This window comes from Cellvibrio sp. ATLC23 (assembly GCF_057196725.1).
Map to the genome: position 1 here is coordinate 550278 of NZ_JBXUOS010000001.1, position 17195 is coordinate 567472.

A 17195-nucleotide genomic window follows, 5' to 3' on the forward strand; every position below is an offset into this window, starting at 1 on the left:
CTTTAGCAAACTCAGAAAAACAGTTGCCTGCGGACAGGCAACTGACAGGCAAATTAAGCGGCCTTGTTTTGTTTTACATCCCAGGCGCCGGTAACTGCTGCGCCCATAGAGCCGTTGGCATTTTGTTCTTTTACTTCCACTTTGATTGTGGAGTAAGAGAGACCAACTTCTTCCATTACACGTGGGCTGCTTGAGTCGCCAGTAGGGCGAACGTGAGTGATTAGCACGTCAGTCATTACAACTTTCATGTACTCTTGTTGACCATCACCTACTTTGCAGCAAGACAGTTCCACGCTTGGAACGTGTTTACCGCTAGCGCAGTATTTCATTAGGTTAGGTGTGGATTTATCAATGTAGTGAGTAAATACCAGTTCACTAAAGTGAGCCTTACCAACACCGCCACCACCGCCTGTATTGGCGGAAGAGGATTGAGATACTGCGTAGCCCCAATTTAAAACGTCAATCTGGCCCGCGTGTTTGGAATCTTTTGATTCGCCAGCAATGCCTTCAATTTTGATAAAAAAATCCTGTAGGGATTCATGTGCAGACATAGTCATTCTTCCTTAGTTAATACAACATCATAAATACATACCACCTTACATGGTGATACCTGGTTTATTAAGATCCCGCCATATTTCAACAGCAGGATCTTAATATTTATTGACCGCCCGATTTTACCGATGGCAATTTAGATACCAGTCGTAATGAAACGGTCAGTCCCTCCAATTGATAGTGAGGGCGCAAGAAAAATTTTGATGTGTAGTGGCCTGGATTTCCTTCCACTTCTTCTACGTATACTTCCGCAGCTGCTAACGGTTTTAATGCTTTAGTTTGTTGTGATGAGTTGGCAGGATCGCCATCTACATAATTCATGATCCAATCATTCAGCCAACGCTCCATATCTTCACGTTCTTTGAATGATCCTATTTTGTCGCGCACTATGCATTTTAAGTAATGTGCGAATCTGCAGCAGGCAAACAAATAGGGCAGGCGAGCGGCTAGGTTGGCATTTGCTGTTGCATCAGGGTCAAAAAATTCACCGGGTTTTTGTAATGATTGGGCGCCAATAAATGCAGCCACATCAGTGTTTTTGCGATGAATTAATGGCATGAATCCATTTTTTGCTAATTCCGCTTCACGGCGATCGGAAATGGCAATTTCGGTTGGGCATTTCATATCAATGCCGCCGTCATCTGTTGGGAAAGTGTGTGTGGGTAAATTAGGGACTGCGCCACCCGATTCAACACCTCTGATTGATGTGCACCAACCGTATTGCTTAAACGAGTTATTGATATTTACCGCCATTGCATAAGCAGAGTTTGCCCAGCAGTAGCGTGAGTGATCTGCGCCATCAATGCTTTCTTCAAAATCAAATTCGTCAACAGGATTAGTTTTTGCACCATAGGGTGTGCGCGCTAAAAAACGTGGCATGCTAAGCCCTAAATAACGTGAATCGTCTGACTCACGCAGGCTACGCCACGCGGCATATTCAGTATTTTCAAAAATCTTGGTCAGATCACGCGGATTCGCTAATTCCTGCCATGATTCCATTTGCATTACCGCTGGGTCAGCGGCAGAGATGAATGGGCAGTGGGCGGCAGCCGATATTTTTGCCATTTCACCGAGTAATTCAACATCGGGAGGTGAATGATCAAAAGTGTAATCGCCTACTACACAGCCGTAAGGTGATCCGCCGAGTTGATCGTATTCTTGTTCATAGATTTTTTTGAAAATGGGGCTTTGATCCCAGCCCACGCCTTTATGGCGGCGCAGAGTGCGATGAAGCTCCTGTTTGGTAATAGGCATGAAACGAATTTTTAACATTTCATCCGTCTCGGTATTGTTGACTAAATAATGCAGCCCACGCCAAGCGCTTTCTAGTTTCAGAAAGTCGGGGTGATGAATTACAGCATTGATTTGCTCAGATAGGCGTATATCTATTTCAGCAATGATAGATTCAATGGCTTTGTATGCGTCACTATTAATAGTGCCCGACATCGATAGAGCTTGTTGAGCTAATGTTTGCACAGCAAATTGCACTGCTGATTTAGCTTCATCGGTCTTTGGCTTAAATTCTTTTTGTAATAGGCTGGAAAAATCGCTGAAATTAACTTGCGACTCCTGAGTTCTGATAGCTTCGCTCATCTCCATGGGGATGCTCCTGTCGGTGGCCTGGATTACACTGCGTCAGCAGCTTCTAATGTTTCGGTAGTGTTGCTTGGCAGAGCCAGGCTTTTTAGCAGAGTTGGGTCTTGCAGAACTTTACTAATCAGTTCCTCTGCGCCCGTTTTCCCATCCATGTAGGTCAGTAGATTATTTAACTGGGTGCGAGCCTCAAGTAGTTGTGCAAGTGGTGCAATATTTTTTGCAATTGCAGATGGAGAGAAATCGTCCATGCTGTTAAATGTTAAATCTACTGTTAGCTCACCTTCGCCCGTCAATGTGTTGTCTACGCGGAATGCCGCGCGTGGTTTAAGTGCCTTCATTCGATCATCAAAATTGCTGACATCAATTTCAAGAAATTTACGGTCTGCAATTGCTGGCATTTCTTCCTTTTGTTTGCCTGCGAGGTCAGACATTACGCCCATGATGAATGGAATTTGAATCTTTTTTTCGGCGCCGTAAATTTCTACATCGTATTCAATCTGCACACGTGGTGCACGATTGCGTGCGATAAACTTCTGACTGCTTTGACTGTTGCTCATGGTAGCTCCCCTGCAATGCGCAGATGTTGGTTGTTAAAGTTGTGTTCCGGTAACTTGTTCCGCCTGAGCTATAGCATCGGGTGCCAGCTGGCTGAGAATAGTAAAAAAGTCCTGTCCAATCATGTTGCGTGCGCGTTTAATCAGCAGAGGAGCAGGGTTTGATGGATCATTTTTCTCAAGAAATTCGCAGACTTTATCCAGTGTTTTTATTGCATCAGTACGAGATTTGATCTGGCCTGATATGGCGCTGAACTCTTGTTGATTGATTGGTAAGTTTAGAGCGGCAGCATCCTCATCTATCGGTTGTAATTCAATAGGGCTATCACTGTAGTTAATTGGATTGGCCTGGCTCAGAAGGTTTTTCAACTGTCCAAAGTCAGGTGCTTGATCGCTTCCAAACAACAACGAAAGCTGCTGTTCTAGGGCGACGACTTGCATGTGTAATTCTTTGATTGCTAATAATTCACTATTATCTGCTAGAACTTCATTTTGCAATATTTGCAATAGTTGTTCGCGTGTATAGTCTTCGTTATCGACTCTACCACTAAGAATTTTCTCTATTCGACTGATGGAAAGTTTTCCGCTTGCACCTAGTTTAATTTCGCTCGCGCGTAAATCACCTAACAAGCCTGTGTTGGAGTTGAGCTCTGCAATGGCATTTGCGCGAGGGAAGAAGTCTGCTTCTCCATCATAGATGGTGGAGGGAAAAGATTCATTCCAGGAGCGCTCCGTAAGCAAGCGAATTGCATCAATACCTTTAAGTGTTCCTTGAACACCATACTTATGTGTTAGTGCGCGAGTAATAATGCAACACAGACGATAGTCTCTACTTTTATTGAGTAATTCGCATGCCTTGGTTAGTGTTTTAGACCAATCAATAGGTGTGGCAGGAATGATAGTATCGCCATATTGCTGTTCAGCTTTTACGGCTACCATATTTTCCAGTTCTAGAAAATCCGGATCGTAATCAATTTCTATGCCGCGATGCTCGCTGTGAAGTAATTTGTTTTCAAGCGCGTCAAAATAAAAATCAATATTGCTGTAATCCATTTGTTTGTCCTTTAAGCACGGTATTAATTAGTTTCCTTTCAAGCCGCTTTGAGCTACAACAAATTCTGGGCCCCATAGCGGATGAGTGCTTTCAGCCGGTGTCAGTTCAAAAGTTGGATTTAATTGCAGTGCTTTATAGAAAGAATGGCGGCAGAGTGTTACTCGATCAGTAACACAATAAATAAAAGCTAAATATTTTAGTGATTCAATCTGCAGTTCCTTCTCGCCATGCCAAATGCTCGGATCAAGGAATGAGCTTTCCGCTACGCCATATTCGCCATTTTGAAAGCTGGATTTTCCCGCTTGTACCTTCATCTGTGACGGGGTGAGTTCTATAGGCTTCTGTGGTGTAGTGTTACAGCCACTTATTAAGAGGCCTGATATTGTGATAATGGCGAATAAATTATTTTTTAAACATGTAGTTAACTGCATTGCTTTCATGGCTTCCGTATCTTGATAAATTTATTGAAAATGATGTTCGAGCGTTTCCGATGCTGGATCTTCTGCACCTATTTTGATGGTTTTTGTGGCATAGCTTGGATGGCGAATCTCAATAATGTGATCGCCAGGTGTTAACGTAATTTGACGTAATGGTGGAGTTACCCCCTTCATTTTTCCATCTAAATAGATCTCACCCCAAGGTATTACTTTAATATTCAGTGTTCTATCTTTTGTGATAGGTTGAGCGGTACTATCTTTTGAGTTTTCTTGTGGTTGAGACTTTTGCTCACTATTTTCTTGCGCTTCGGTCTGCGCAGCTGTTTGTTCACTTTTTTTATCTTCTGCTTCTATGGATTCATTATTGTTTGTTTCTTTTTTAGCGCTAACAGGGTTAGTTTTTGGGTCAGTAAAATTGTGATAAATGACTGGTTTATCACCCTGTTCAAAATGTATGGTGCGGATTTCGGTTGCTAAACCTGGGTTACGTAATTCAATGGTATAGTTGCCTGGCGCGAGCAATATTTCGCGAAGCGGTGGGCTCACACCGTAGCGTTGGTTGTCTATCCAAATTTCACCCCAAGGAACTAGAGTGACTTTTATTGAACTCATTTGAACGGCTTGAGCTGCGCTCTCTACAGTTTTCACCTTGCTGGGAGCAATGGAATTTGATGTTATTGGTGTGTTATTATCCTTAGGTTGCGCATTATTTTGTGTGGAAATATTTTCGGACTCATCAATGGTTTTCTGTGCTGGTGAGTTTTCACGCACGGCAGAAATTTCTTCTGATTTATTTTGGTTTGCTTCGCCTGCTTCCATAATGATTGGAGATTCTTGTTGCCCGGCAATACTTGAGGGGGGCGTTGTTAAATAATTGTTTTCGATAGCATGTTCAGCAATGTTTTGATTATGTAATAAGTCATAGTTTTTTACTTGCGACAGCGCAATAGCCGCTTCGACTGATGTTTCATCTTGTTGTAATTCTTCGATAGCTTGTCTGCTTGTTTTTTCGTCGTTAGAATTGCTGTCGGTGACAACAAAAGCTACTGCTAAAATAATGCCAGCCAATGCAGACAACACAATTACTAGCGGAAGTGCAATAAGGCGCCTTTCCATCGGGGCAGAATTCTGCTGAGTTGTTCTTGTACCCCTCTTATTCTTGAGAATCTGATCTTCTGCATTTTGCGCATTATTTGTAGTTACTTTTTTCAGTCCATCTTTATTGGAGTTTGTAATCTGCGTGTTTTCAATTAGATCTTTTACATCGGCAAAAGTACTTATAGAAGTATCTTTCTTGGGCGACACATGGTCTTGTAGTATGTTGTCGTTAACCCGACTATTTGTGGCGGGCGATTGCAGTGATTGAAGGAGCTTTTCCTTAAAAACACTTATTTCATCCTCTGAGAGAATAAGGGTGATTTCGTCATCTTTATGTAGATGATTGGCGTTACCTTTTTGGTTTTTTGCATTTTCTTGTGCTAGCTCAACGAGGGGGGTATTGCCAGTTAATGAGGTGTGTATAGTTAATGCGTCTCGAAAATCAGCAACAGATTGAAATCTATCGCATGGACGTAATGCTAGTGCTTTATTTATCGCTGATAAAAAGCTCTCACTGTATTGTGGATAATCACTAATGTTTAGAAGTTTGAGTGAATCGCGCATCATTCGTGACACTGATGCAGCGGGTGCTGAACCAGTAATCGCAAAATGCAGTACGGCACCGAGTGCGTATATGTCTGTCCATGGCCCCTGTTCGTTAGCTGTGTCTTCCGTGTACTGTTCTATCGGGGCATAGCCAGGTTTTACGACAACAGTAAGAGCACTTTGCATTCCGGCAATTACACGTCTTGCAGAACCTAAATCTAATAGTACAGGTTGGCCATTATCTTGAATAACAATGTTATCGGGCGCTATATCGCGATGATAAATATGATTGGTATGAAGCAGTTCTATGGCATCGAGCACCGGACCTAGAATGCATTTTAACCAGCGTTCTGAGCACAAGTTGCGCGACGTTTTTAACAGGTTGCGCAATGTTTTGCCTGAGTAGTGCGGCATTACCATATAAGCTGTGCCGTTGGCTTCCCAAAAGCGCAATATTTCCACAAGGGCAGGGTGTTTAAACTGCGCTAGTAGCCTTGCTTCGTCAATAAAGCCTTGCATACCTGCGGCAAAGGTTTGTTGATGACGCACTGAACGTAGATTAATGTGCGATGACGCCTGCCGATTTGCAATAGCAGCGGGCATATACTCTTTAATGGCTACATTTCGCTGTAGCAGGGTGTCATCAGCTGAATAAACAATCCCAAATCCACCTTCACCAATGATTCCAGTGACAACAAATTCTTTTAACTTTGCACCTGTAGCAAGGGCTGACGCGGAGTAGTTTCCTCTTTCGCTGGAGGTAGGTTGTTTTGTTGGAGGTGTTGCAGTTGCATTGGCGTCCATGCAGATTCCGCTATGAGTAGTGAGAGGTGTGTATTGGTTAATGCGGGATGTACTTCACAAATTAATTTGCAAGTTTAGTAACTGCATCCCTTTAATTTACAGGGGGCGATTCTATTTACAAATCAAATTTATCTTTGTGATGCAGATCTACATTTTTGATTTGTGATGTAAAAAAATATCGTTATGATGGCGCCACTTTTCATGAGTCACATTATCAATAGTGTGTTAATTACTTACAGAAATTATTTTCTGCAACTATATGGATATAGATTTCATGTTGTACTCTTCAAGATTAATGGTTAAGGCTATTTCTTATAATGGCGCATCAATAAACAGTGGCGGTGTGCTTTGTGATTTTGGTGCTGGTGAGCGTATTTCCATTGGTAGAGGCTCTGCTAATCATCTTGTGCTCGAAGATCCTTCCCGTTTAATTTCTCGTGTTCAGGCGCATCTTGCTTATAGAGATGGCTCATCAGCAACTATTAATAATGTAAGCAGTTCGACTGGTATATTTATTGGTGCCACCGAATTGCAACCTGGTTTTTCAGCTGTTGTTAGTCTTACCGATACCCTGATGATTGGCGCTTACATACTAAAATTGGAGCCAGTAAAAACATCGTCTGTTAATGCGTCTGTTATAGGATCAGCGGAATCAAGTTACAAATTTCCTGATTCGACAAGTATTATCCCTGATGACTTCGATTTTTTTTCAGCTGAGAAATCTTTAGAAAATGTCGTTTCTAGCAATGCGTCATTGGAATCCATTAATGATGAAAATGAAAATAATTTGCTACTCGGTAATTTAAGTGAATTGGGATTGCATGAAGATTTACTTAATTTTGGTGATGGCGTTTTAGATGACAGATTATTGAAAAAAGAGGAATCGGATCCTTTAGCTTTATTGGCTTCTGGTGCCGCAGCGAATTCTTCGGAAACTTATAATCTTGATGAGGGGATTGAAGTTGGCTCTTTATTTGTAGTTCCTCGTGTAGCTCGTTCAAGCGACTCTGTTTATCAATCATCCGCAAAAATGGAATCTGGGTCTGATATTTTTGTTCCAGTTCACGATCACCGCGCAACACAGATACCTGTTGATAAACTAGCGGTTGAAGCACTTAATCCAAGTGTTGGTTTGCCCGATGAACATCGTCATGCTTTAGCTCGTGGGTTGCAAATAGAACCAAATAAACTACCTGAATTGACAACGGATTTTTTTGAGAAGTTAGGCGGTATATTGCTTCATTTAACCGCTGGCGCGGTCAATATGATGCACGAGCGAGCACAAATTAAGCATGAGATGCGCGCTGACGTAACTATTATTGCTTCCTCTGGTAATAATCCATTGAAATTTGCACCTGATGCTCAATCGGCACTGGTACATCTACTTGGCGAACGAGTTCCCGGTTTTATGCATTCGGTCGAGGCTATTGATGATGCTTTTGACGATCTTTTGGCGCATCAAATTGGGATGATGTCTGGTGCAAGAGCGGCTGTTTATGATGTTGTAAAGGATTTTAGCCCTGAAAAAATTCACAAATACATGGTCAATAAAAATTTCATTGATTCATTTTTGCCGATGTCAAAAAAATCCAAGCTCTGGGAATTGTACGAAACACATTACTCGGACGTGGCCGGTAATGCCAAGGAGGATTTTGAATTGCGTTTTCAACAAGCGTTTTCACAAGCCTATGAGCAGGAAATCGACAGGATGTGTGAAGCTCGGGAGCGTGCATGAGTTCTTATTTAGCAACATCAGGTATGAGAATAGAGTTTGCCACCCTCTCTCGGCAGGGGGCGCGTGACTATAACGAAGATGCTTGTGGTTATTGGATGTCAGAAGACGGAGCTTGTTTTGTTGTGGCTGATGGCGCAGGTGGCCACGGAGGTGGTGATGTTGCATCGGAAACTGCAGTAAAAACATTTTTAATGGGATTTTCAGCTCAACCTAGCATTAACAAAAATCATGTCGACCAATTGCTGCATCAGGCTGATTCGGCTATTCGTTATGGTCAAACCCTAGCTAATCAATTAAAAAAAATGAGCACTACTGTTGCCTGTCTCTTTTTAAATGATGATGCAGGTTTGGCGCAGTGGATTCATCTTGGTGATACACGTATTTATTTAATAAGGCGACGTAGCTGTACGCTTTTAACTAAAGATCATAGTTTGCTACAACGCTTTATTGATTCCCCTGCGATGAGTGAGGGTTTGGTTCAAGGCAGTATTGCAAGAAATATTCTCTATGCTGCTTTAGGTACCGGCGAAGAGGTTTACTTTGAATCGCTCGACGAACCATTTTCTCTTCATGAAGGTGATGCGTTTTTATTGTGTTCAGATGGTTTTTGGGAAGGGGTGGGTGCTGATGCAATGGTGTCTTCCTTGGGGTTGGCTGGTTCCGCTGAAGAGTGGTTAATTAGAATGGAACAATTGGTGCTAGATAGAAACTCTGCGACGCAAGACAATTATAGTGCATTGGCAGTCTGGGTTGGCAGCCCAAACGATATAACGCTCAGTTTGGGATCTGGTGATATTTCCAAACTCCCTATGGATATAGTTTGACATGGCAGCAATAAGCTATAGCTTAATTACGGCTTTCAACAATAGAGTAGTTAGGCTTTGCAATAAGTCTAGTTTCCATTTTTTATTGTTTATAAAATGTGTTTTTTTAATATCACTTTTGGCGATTGTTTCCTGTTCTAGTACCACTGCTAAAAAAAATAAAATATCGTTAACGTTGGTTGCGTCACCCGATTTAAATCCGGATATTAATGGCCGTGCTTCACCGCTAGTGCTAATTATTTATCAACTAAAAAGTTCTTCTGCGTTTAAAAAGGCGGACTATGTTTCGCTGATTGAAAATGGTAAATCCGTGCTAAGTGAAGATCTCACTGCAATTAACTTTATTACGGTTCGGCCCGGTCAAACTATTGAGCTTAACTATGTCATTGCTGAGGCTGAGGTTGCCTTTGGCATTGTGGCTGGCTATAGAGTTACTGACAGTAGTACTTGGCAACTTGTATACGACTATCCACGATCCAAGGAAGGTTTTTTTTCCAAGTTAAATGGGGCCGTTGTATATTCTCATAGGGTGGTGCTCAGAAGAAATAGTATTCACTTAGAGCCTCTACCTGCAAAACATTAATGGGAGTTTTTGTTTTATGGATACTTACAAAAAGGTTGTTTGGTCTGAGGGAATGTTTTTACGACCACAACATTTCCAGCAGCAAGAACGACATATAGAGGCGATGCGTCATCAGCGAGCACAAGCGCCTGCACATTACTTTTGGGGGTTTAGACGGCTGCAGTTAGATACATCATCTCTGGCTCTTGGTGTTATTGCGATTTTAGATGCTGAAGGTGTATTTCCAGATGGTACGCCATTTAGTTTTTCTTCTGCTAGTGATGCACCTAAGCCGCTTGCGGTGAAAGAGGGTGTTGCTGATCAAGTTGTTTATCTCGCTTTACCAATACACAATAATCAAACTGAATTGATCATCTTTGATGCGGATGAGGCAGGGCTTGCCCGTTATTCAGTAGAAGATGTTTTAACAGACGATATCAATTCTGTGGGCGGCGAAGCTGCAGAATTGCAATTGGCTAAGCCTCGCTTAAGGTTATTGTTGCAAGCTGAATTGACAGACTCATGGGTTGCTTTGGGGCTTGTGCGCATTTTAGATAGACGCACTGATAGGCAGTTGCTATTAGATCATCATTATATTCCTGCCTTAATTTCTAGCTCTGCATCAAGCGGTTTGACATCCTTGTTAAACGAAGTGCTTGGCTTGGTAAAACAGCGCGCTGATGTATTGAGTACACGTATTAGTCAGCCTGGCCGAGGCGGTGTTTCCGAGGTGGGTGAGTTCTTGATGTTGCAATTACTGAATCGGAGTGAGCCGCAATTAACACATTTATTGCAAAGTCAGGGGGGAACCCCTGAAGAGGCTTACAAAATGTTGGTTGCGCTTTGCGGTGAGTTAGCGACCTTTGCAAGTGATAACAAGCGCACTGGGGATTTACCCCTATATTTTCATGATGATCTTGATAGATCTTTTGTTCCTTTGGTGCAAATACTCAGACGTTATTTGTCTACTGTATTGGAACAAAATGCGATTGAGATTCAGCTGGTAGAAAAAAACTATGGTGTGCGCATTGGTCAGGTAGTTGATCGTGATCTATTCACCTCCAGTCAGTTTGTTTTAGCTGTTCATGCAAGCGTCCCTCCTGATTTACTGAAACAAAGTTTTCCTAAGCAAATAAAAATTGGGTCTGTTGATAAAATTAGGGATTTGGTCAATTTGCAGTTGCCGGGTATTTTATTGAGTGCGCTGCCTATAGCGCCACGCCAAATTCCCTATCATACAGGGACGCACTATTTTGAATTGGATACTAGTTCGGATATGTGGGCCGCATTTAAGGCTACAGGTACTATTGCTATGCATGTGGCGGGTGATTTTCCCGATTTACAAATGCAATGCTGGGCAATACGTAGATAATCCAACGATTATAGGGAACGATTATGCTCGATATTGATTCATTCGGAGTTAACACGTCTAGGACCTTTGTGGTGCCAAATCCCGGAGGGCGATCAAAGGTAGCAACTGAAGCACCTGTACTAAATTCATTTTTTAATGAGTCTGATGAGGTGTTTTCAGGAAGTAATCCGCTTTTGGCGGTAGCTAATCCGATTCTAAATATGATTTATCAAGTGCGCACTTTGGTGCACAATCCTGACCCTTCCCAGCTGCGTAATTACTTAATTGAAGAAATTAAAAAATTTGAAGCGAGAGCAAAGGCTGAAGCTATATTACCTGAACATATTACTGCTGCGCGGTATTGTTTATGCACTGTGATCGATGAGACGGCTGCTCAAACTCCTTGGGGTGGAGGTGGTGTATGGCCTCGCTACAGTTTGTTGGTGACGTTTCACAATGAGACATGGGGTGGTGAAAAGTTCTTCCAAATTTTGGCTAGGGTATCGCAGACGCCTGCATTGCATCGCGATCTTATCGAACTAATGTTTTTTTGTATCTCTCTCGGCTTTGAAGGGCGATATAAAATAGTACCCAACGGCAATTCCCAATTAGAACTATTACGCCGGCGCTTAGCAGACATGCTTGCTGATCTTAAGGGTGAAAAAATTAAAGCCTTATCCTCTCACTGGATGGGGTATGCAAAACCGCGTACTGCTATATGGACAGTGTTGCCGGTGTGGGTGTCAGCGCTATTTTGTGTGATTGTGGGCGCGGTTTTGTTTATCTATTTTGCACTTAAGTTATCGGTTTATTCTGACTCTTTATTTGCTCAAATTGTTGCTTTGCCTATACCTAAAGTAGTTGCTGCACCAGTGGCTCAGGCTGACAATCCAATATCACTAATGCTTCAGGAGGAAGTTAGGCAGCAGTTGGTGAGGGTAAATGAGTCTGCGGGAGCCGCTGTGGTTACTCTTATGGGGGACGGTTTGTTTGAGTCGGGCAGCGCTACTATTAGTGCAAGTTATTTGAAGGTGATTAATAAAATTGCTGATGCTGTTAACCGTTATGGTAAGGGCGCTTTGATTTCTGGTCATACGGATAATGTTCCTATTCGCACTGCACGATTTCCTTCTAATTGGCATTTATCGGTGGACCGTGCAGGAAGTGTTGCGCGACAGTTACAAACAAGCCTTCTTGGCGATCGCCTAATTGAAGTGCAAGGACTGGGTGATGCTGAACCTCTTGCTGAAAACAATACAAAAGAGGGGCGGTCATTGAATCGTCGGGTTGAAATAAAAATAGTGCTTGCCTCTTCAAAATACTAAAAGGAATTTGTTCTCGTGATTCGTAAAATCATTCATTTTTTATCTCACCCTGTACTGTGGAAGCTAATCGCAGCACTCTTGCTTATCTGCGCCATCTGGTTTGTAGGCCCATTGTTTGCGTTTGCAGAATGGAGGCCATTGGAGGCCATTAGTCATCGTGTTTTACTGATTTCGTTTTTACTTACGTATTTTTTAATTAAAAAATTAGTTTCTGTCTGGCGCGTACATAGAATTAATGACAAGTTTCTTGATGCCTTGGCCGGTAAGGGATTGTCTGAATCGAAAAATGCGCCAGCAATAGATGAGTTGAGCCGTAATTTTTCCAATGCTATGGGGCGTTTAAAAGTTACGACTAATGATGTACGTAGCGGTTTTTTCTCCGGTTTACGAAAAAAGTTTGTTTACCAGTTTCCTTGGTATGTTTTTATTGGAGCCCCGGGTTCAGGAAAAACCACAGCGTTAATCAATAGCGGCTTGCAATTCCCATTGGCCGAAGTTGTGGGGCGAGAACCTGTAAAGGGTGTGGGCGGCACGCGTAATTGTGACTGGTGGTTCACTGATGATGCTGTGTTTATCGATACGGCAGGTCGTTACATTACACATGAAAGCCACAGTGAAAATGATAAAGATGAATGGCTTGGATTTTTGGGGTTGTTGAAAAAATTTCGACCAAGACAACCTTTAAATGGCGCTGTGTTAACCATTGCAATGAGTGATCTTTTGGCTGGTAGTGAACAGTCACGTGATAGGCACGCGGCCATTATTAAGGCGCGCTTGAATGAGCTAGGAAAGTCTTTAGGTATTAGTTTCCCCGTGTATATTCTGATCACCAAAACTGATCTATTAGGTGGTTTTGGCGACTATTTTTCTGATTTTTCTAAAGAGGAGCGGGAACAGGTATTGGGATTTACCTTCCCCTTTCAGGCTAATCATGGATCTGCAGAGAGCGGGGTGAATGAGCTAATTCGTAAGGAGTTGGGGCTGATTGCTCGGCGTTTATTCGATGGAATGCCCGATATTATGCTGCGCGAGGCTGACTTTTCGCGTCGAGCGCAAGCTTATGCATTCCCACAAAATTTTTCTAATTGTCTTCCATTAATAGGCGATATGGTAGATAAGATTTTCTTGGGTGGCGATTGCTCTGGGGCTTTAGTTCGAGGTATTTATTTTACTAGCGGCACTCAAGAGGGAACACCTTTTGACCGGGTGTTGAGTGCGCTGGGGCGTCGTTTCGGTGTTAGTTCGAGTATAAATATTAATAAAAAAGGTAGCGGTGGGCGCAGCTTTTTCTTAAAAGATCTGGTTACCAAGGTGATTCTTCCTGAGGCGCATTTGGCGGGTAAAAATCGTCGTGAGGAAAAAAAGGAATTGTGGCTTGGCCTGGGGGCACACAGTCTCATTCTGCTTATTTTTTTGACTTTTTGTGTGTTTTTGGCGGGAAGCTATTATAGAAACGTTGATTATTTACAGGGTGTCGAAGTAAGAAACAAGGCTGCATCCAAAGAATTTATAGACTTATCCAATTCCGGTGTGGTCGATTTTGTTCGATATCTTCCCGCGCTTAATGAACTTTGTTGTATCGCAGCTGGAGCTGATTTTCTGGCAGGTGATCCACCACTTGAAATGACCTTTGGTTTATATCAAGGATTGAAAGTTGATACTGCAACTCGGTATACCTATGATCGCGCTTTGCGAAGTAAATTGCTGCCGGTAGTAGCACAACGATTAGAGCTGTTGCTTAATGCTTCAACGGGGCGCGACTTGGATTCTACTTACCAGGCATTAAAAGCTTATTTAATGCTTAATCAGGCGGAGCATTATAATGGTAAGCAGTTGCTGAAATTTGTTGAGGCAGATTTCAAACAGCATTTTTCTCAAAATGTTTCTCGTGAACAGCAAGCGGCTATGTTGTTTCACTTGCGTAACTTGTTTTCTCAGCAAGAACTGATTTCTCCGTTTGCATTAAGTGAAGCATTGGTTCAAGACAAGCGTAGAGTATTAAGTGGTTTTTCTTTTGTGGAGAGAGCTTATCAAACGATTAAGGCTCGCCTAATGAGAGACAACGTGGTTGATTTTTCTTTTTCAAGTGGTAGCGGTGCAAAAGGCAATTTTGTATTCCAGCGTAGTAGTGGAAAATTACTAAGCGATGGTATTCCTGGGTTTTTTACTCGTGCTGGCTATCGCGAAGTGTTTTTGCCAAGGTTAGAGACTGAGCTTGCAGGAATTGCTACAGAGGAGTCTTGGGTGCTGGAGTCCTTTTCATCGGCTGGTTTAAAAGGTATGGAGGCTTTAAATCAAGCGGATGCAGCGCGCGCTATAAACCGCTTGTATTTACAGGAGTATGCGGCTGTTTGGGAAAGTTATCTTGGCGACCTGCGCCTTGCTGAGACTCGTTCCATGTCTGAATCTATCGATATTGCACGAATTTTATCTGCTGCGGACTCGCCATTAATTAAACTATTAAATGCGGCTGCACAGGAACTAAATCTTACAGAGCGATTGTCTGACCAATCTGGTGCGGTAGTTGATCAGTTGGCAAAACGTGTCACTGCTAGAGTGTCAGGTTTGAATAGTCATGTTGAGGGTTTATCTCTGGCTGCGTTAATGGATGATGAGCTTGATGAAATAGTTGGCGTTCGTTTCAAAGAGTTGATTGAATTTAGTCTTGGAGCTAACAAAGAGGCCGAGGCAAATGCACTGCTGAAATTATTTAATGATTTATATGTGAATCTTTCTAATATTGATTTTTCTATCCGCAGTGGCGTAAGGGCGTTAGATCAACAAGACACCGTTGCAAAAATCCGTTCAGAGGCAGCACGTTATCCTGTACCTATTCGCACAGTTCTGGAAGGGTTGACCGATGAAGGGAGGCGGCAAGCTGATGGAGGGATTAGGGGGGCCTTAAGTGCTGAGCTGGAAAGCTCGGTGGGTGAATTCTGTCGCGTTGCTATACGAGGGCGTTATCCTTTTGATCGCAATTCAAAACGTGATGCTACCTATGCCGATTTTTCCAAAATTTTTTCCCCGGGCGGAATGATGGATAGCTTTTTTAATACACATTTAAAACTGATCACTGATGTCAGTGGTAGGGTGTGGACTTTGCGGAAAGCCGATAATGGTCAGTTGCCCATTAAATCGTTTCAGCAAGCGGCGAAAATTCGCGATGTGTTTTTTGCCTCTGGCTCCTCAATGCCTGCATTAAATTTTGAGTTCAAAGTGCTGGAAATGGACGCGGCGATTAGTCAACTTTCCGTCGACTTTGATGGTCAGTTATTTCAATATGCACATGGGCCACAAATTCCACGAGCTGTTTCTTGGCCTGGCCCATTGGGGAGCAATCAGATACGAATCGAATTGAGTAGTGCAGAAGCCAATCGAAAGTCTTTGGTCGTAAATGGCCCTTGGGCATTGATGCGTTTGTTTGATTCGGGGGAGCGTCGTCGTTTACAGCCGGAAAAGTTTATCTCCACCCTGTTTATTCAAGGATATAAGGTGGTGCTTGAAATTACTTCCAGTAGCGTTAACAACCCATTTTATTTGGCGGAGTTGAGCGATTTTTCGTGTCCGGTGCGATTAAATTAGTATGAGTGATGCTATACCTCGGTTCAATTATGGTTTTTATGGGAAAATCCCCAGCGCTGGCGATTTTGTTTCGCGGGATATTCCCTACGGTTATGTGCAGTATTTTGATGATTGGTTTAGTGCGGGTATGGTTGGCTTATTTTCCGACCATCAGGATTGGTTAAATAATTATTTAACTGCACCGGTCTGGAATTTTGTCATTTGCCCCGGAGTATGGGGGGAGGAATATCTGTACGGTGCTGTCATGCCGAGTGTTGATTCGGTGGGTAGGTATTTTCCTTTTGCTGCTATTTTGCGCGGTGATTCTTTGGTTGATCTTGTGTCTGTATCAGATCTGCATTTATTGGCAAGTAACCTTCCGATCTTATTGCAAGGGAATTTTCTACCCGATGAGATATGTGCTTTTCTTGCTGAGCATGTCAAATCTGAAATGCCTGTATCAGGTGTATTGGCCGCACTTGATTTGATTGAATCTGACGCGGACGAAAGTTATTGGTGGTGTGCTGATACTGGGTTGGATATGCATACCGCCATTGAGCATCATGGCCCTCTTAATTATCAGCTTTTCAAACGGTTATTTTTGGAGTTTTAATCGCTATTAGGTTAAAAACAATAGCGATATATATCCTTCTTTTGTGAGTGAGTATTAGTGCGACCACTCTTCCTCTAGCACTTCTGCTTTGCCATTTTCTAATTTCACTTCTTTTTTCAGTGTTTTTTGATGTATCTGCGTTGAGTAAAACTCATAGATAATAACCCCATCGCCCTGATCGCTTTCGATAATACGATCTACAGTGAAATCAGGTGCTGTTTCAAATAGTGCATCAACTACAGATCTTGGGGTGGTGTTGAGGCTGAGGTCCCGTTGAATTTCAACGATGCGCCACTCTTCTTTGTCTAGCAGTAAATCAAATTCAATTTCTTTTCCGTCGGGTAAAGTGCCTTCTATGTCCATGTAATTATTGCCGTTCTTGCTTTCGGTTTCTGCTTCTTTGATTTCGAACCCTGGATAGCGCTCGGCCAGCATTTTGATGATGGCAGGTGGGATTTCAGCGACGGTTATTTCTTTTTTTTCATATAGATCGGCGCCTATCTTAGGCGGATTTTCTGCAACAGCATCAAGCGCGATCGTAAAGCAAATTGCTATCGTGGTCAGTGTAAATAGTTTGGTCATT

At 42.6% G+C, this 17195-nt stretch carries 14 protein-coding genes; 7 read left to right on the forward strand and 7 right to left on the reverse strand.

Annotation, left to right across the window (positions count from 1 at the left end):
• Window positions 1-53 precede the first annotated feature (53 nt).
• From AC2CG4_RS02190 to AC2CG4_RS02215, 6 genes are all read right to left on the reverse strand, one after another.
• A complete protein-coding gene (locus tag AC2CG4_RS02190) occupies window positions 54-551 on the reverse strand; it encodes an Hcp family type VI secretion system effector (RefSeq protein WP_062064915.1) in 498 nt (165 codons plus the stop codon).
• Between the two features lie 106 nt (window positions 552-657).
• The gene (gene tssC, locus AC2CG4_RS02195; RefSeq protein ID WP_484484694.1) at window positions 658-2145 is read right to left on the reverse strand and encodes a type VI secretion system contractile sheath large subunit; all 1488 of its coding nucleotides are present in this window, start codon (window positions 2143-2145) and stop codon (window positions 658-660) included.
• Between the two features lie 32 nt (window positions 2146-2177).
• Window positions 2178-2705 (reverse strand): type VI secretion system contractile sheath small subunit, encoded by a 528-nt coding sequence (tssB, locus tag AC2CG4_RS02200; protein WP_484484695.1) that lies wholly within the window; start codon window positions 2703-2705, stop codon window positions 2178-2180.
• 33 nt (window positions 2706-2738) lie between these two features.
• Complete coding sequence (locus AC2CG4_RS02205; protein WP_484484696.1) at window positions 2739-3755, reverse strand: type VI secretion system protein TssA; 1017 nt, start codon at window positions 3753-3755, stop codon at window positions 2739-2741.
• A 27-nt stretch (window positions 3756-3782) separates the two neighbouring features.
• Window positions 3783-4196 (reverse strand): TssQ family T6SS-associated lipoprotein, encoded by a 414-nt coding sequence (locus AC2CG4_RS02210; protein WP_484484697.1) that lies wholly within the window; start codon window positions 4194-4196, stop codon window positions 3783-3785.
• A 21-nt stretch (window positions 4197-4217) separates the two neighbouring features.
• The gene (locus AC2CG4_RS02215; protein WP_484484698.1) at window positions 4218-6641 is read right to left on the reverse strand and encodes a serine/threonine protein kinase; all 2424 of its coding nucleotides are present in this window, start codon (window positions 6639-6641) and stop codon (window positions 4218-4220) included.
• A gap of 274 nt (window positions 6642-6915) precedes the next feature.
• Between AC2CG4_RS02215 and tagH the strand changes: the two genes are divergently transcribed.
• From tagH to tagF, 7 genes are read left to right on the forward strand one after another with little or no spacing between them, the layout of a single operon-like run.
• On the forward strand, window positions 6916-8376 hold the full coding sequence (gene tagH / locus AC2CG4_RS02220) for a type VI secretion system-associated FHA domain protein TagH (protein WP_484484699.1): 1461 nt from the start codon (window positions 6916-6918) through the stop codon (window positions 8374-8376).
• Complete coding sequence (locus AC2CG4_RS02225; protein ID WP_484484700.1) at window positions 8373-9200, forward strand: PP2C family protein-serine/threonine phosphatase; 828 nt, start codon at window positions 8373-8375, stop codon at window positions 9198-9200. Before tagH ends, AC2CG4_RS02225 begins: the two co-directional genes overlap by 4 nt.
• Before the next feature lies 1 nt (window position 9201).
• Complete coding sequence (gene tssJ, locus AC2CG4_RS02230; protein ID WP_484484701.1) at window positions 9202-9783, forward strand: type VI secretion system lipoprotein TssJ; 582 nt, start codon at window positions 9202-9204, stop codon at window positions 9781-9783.
• A 16-nt stretch (window positions 9784-9799) separates the two neighbouring features.
• Complete coding sequence (gene tssK / locus AC2CG4_RS02235; RefSeq protein ID WP_484484702.1) at window positions 9800-11134, forward strand: type VI secretion system baseplate subunit TssK; 1335 nt, start codon at window positions 9800-9802, stop codon at window positions 11132-11134.
• Window positions 11135-11157: 23 nt separating this feature from the next.
• Window positions 11158-12438: a type VI secretion system protein TssL, long form gene (gene tssL, locus AC2CG4_RS02240; RefSeq protein ID WP_484484703.1), complete on the forward strand. Its 1281-nt coding sequence runs from the start codon at window positions 11158-11160 to the stop codon at window positions 12436-12438.
• A gap of 15 nt (window positions 12439-12453) precedes the next feature.
• The gene (gene tssM / locus AC2CG4_RS02245; RefSeq protein WP_484484704.1) at window positions 12454-16020 is read left to right on the forward strand and encodes a type VI secretion system membrane subunit TssM; all 3567 of its coding nucleotides are present in this window, start codon (window positions 12454-12456) and stop codon (window positions 16018-16020) included.
• Between the two features lies 1 nt (window position 16021).
• Window positions 16022-16612 carry a type VI secretion system-associated protein TagF gene (gene tagF, locus AC2CG4_RS02250; protein WP_484484705.1) on the forward strand — a complete coding sequence of 197 codons (591 nt, stop codon included), beginning with the start codon at window positions 16022-16024 and terminating at the stop codon, window positions 16610-16612.
• A gap of 54 nt (window positions 16613-16666) precedes the next feature.
• Here the strand turns inward: tagF and AC2CG4_RS02255 are convergent, their stop codons facing one another.
• Complete coding sequence (locus AC2CG4_RS02255; protein WP_484484706.1) at window positions 16667-17194, reverse strand: hypothetical protein; 528 nt, start codon at window positions 17192-17194, stop codon at window positions 16667-16669.
• Window position 17195 lies beyond the last annotated feature (1 nt).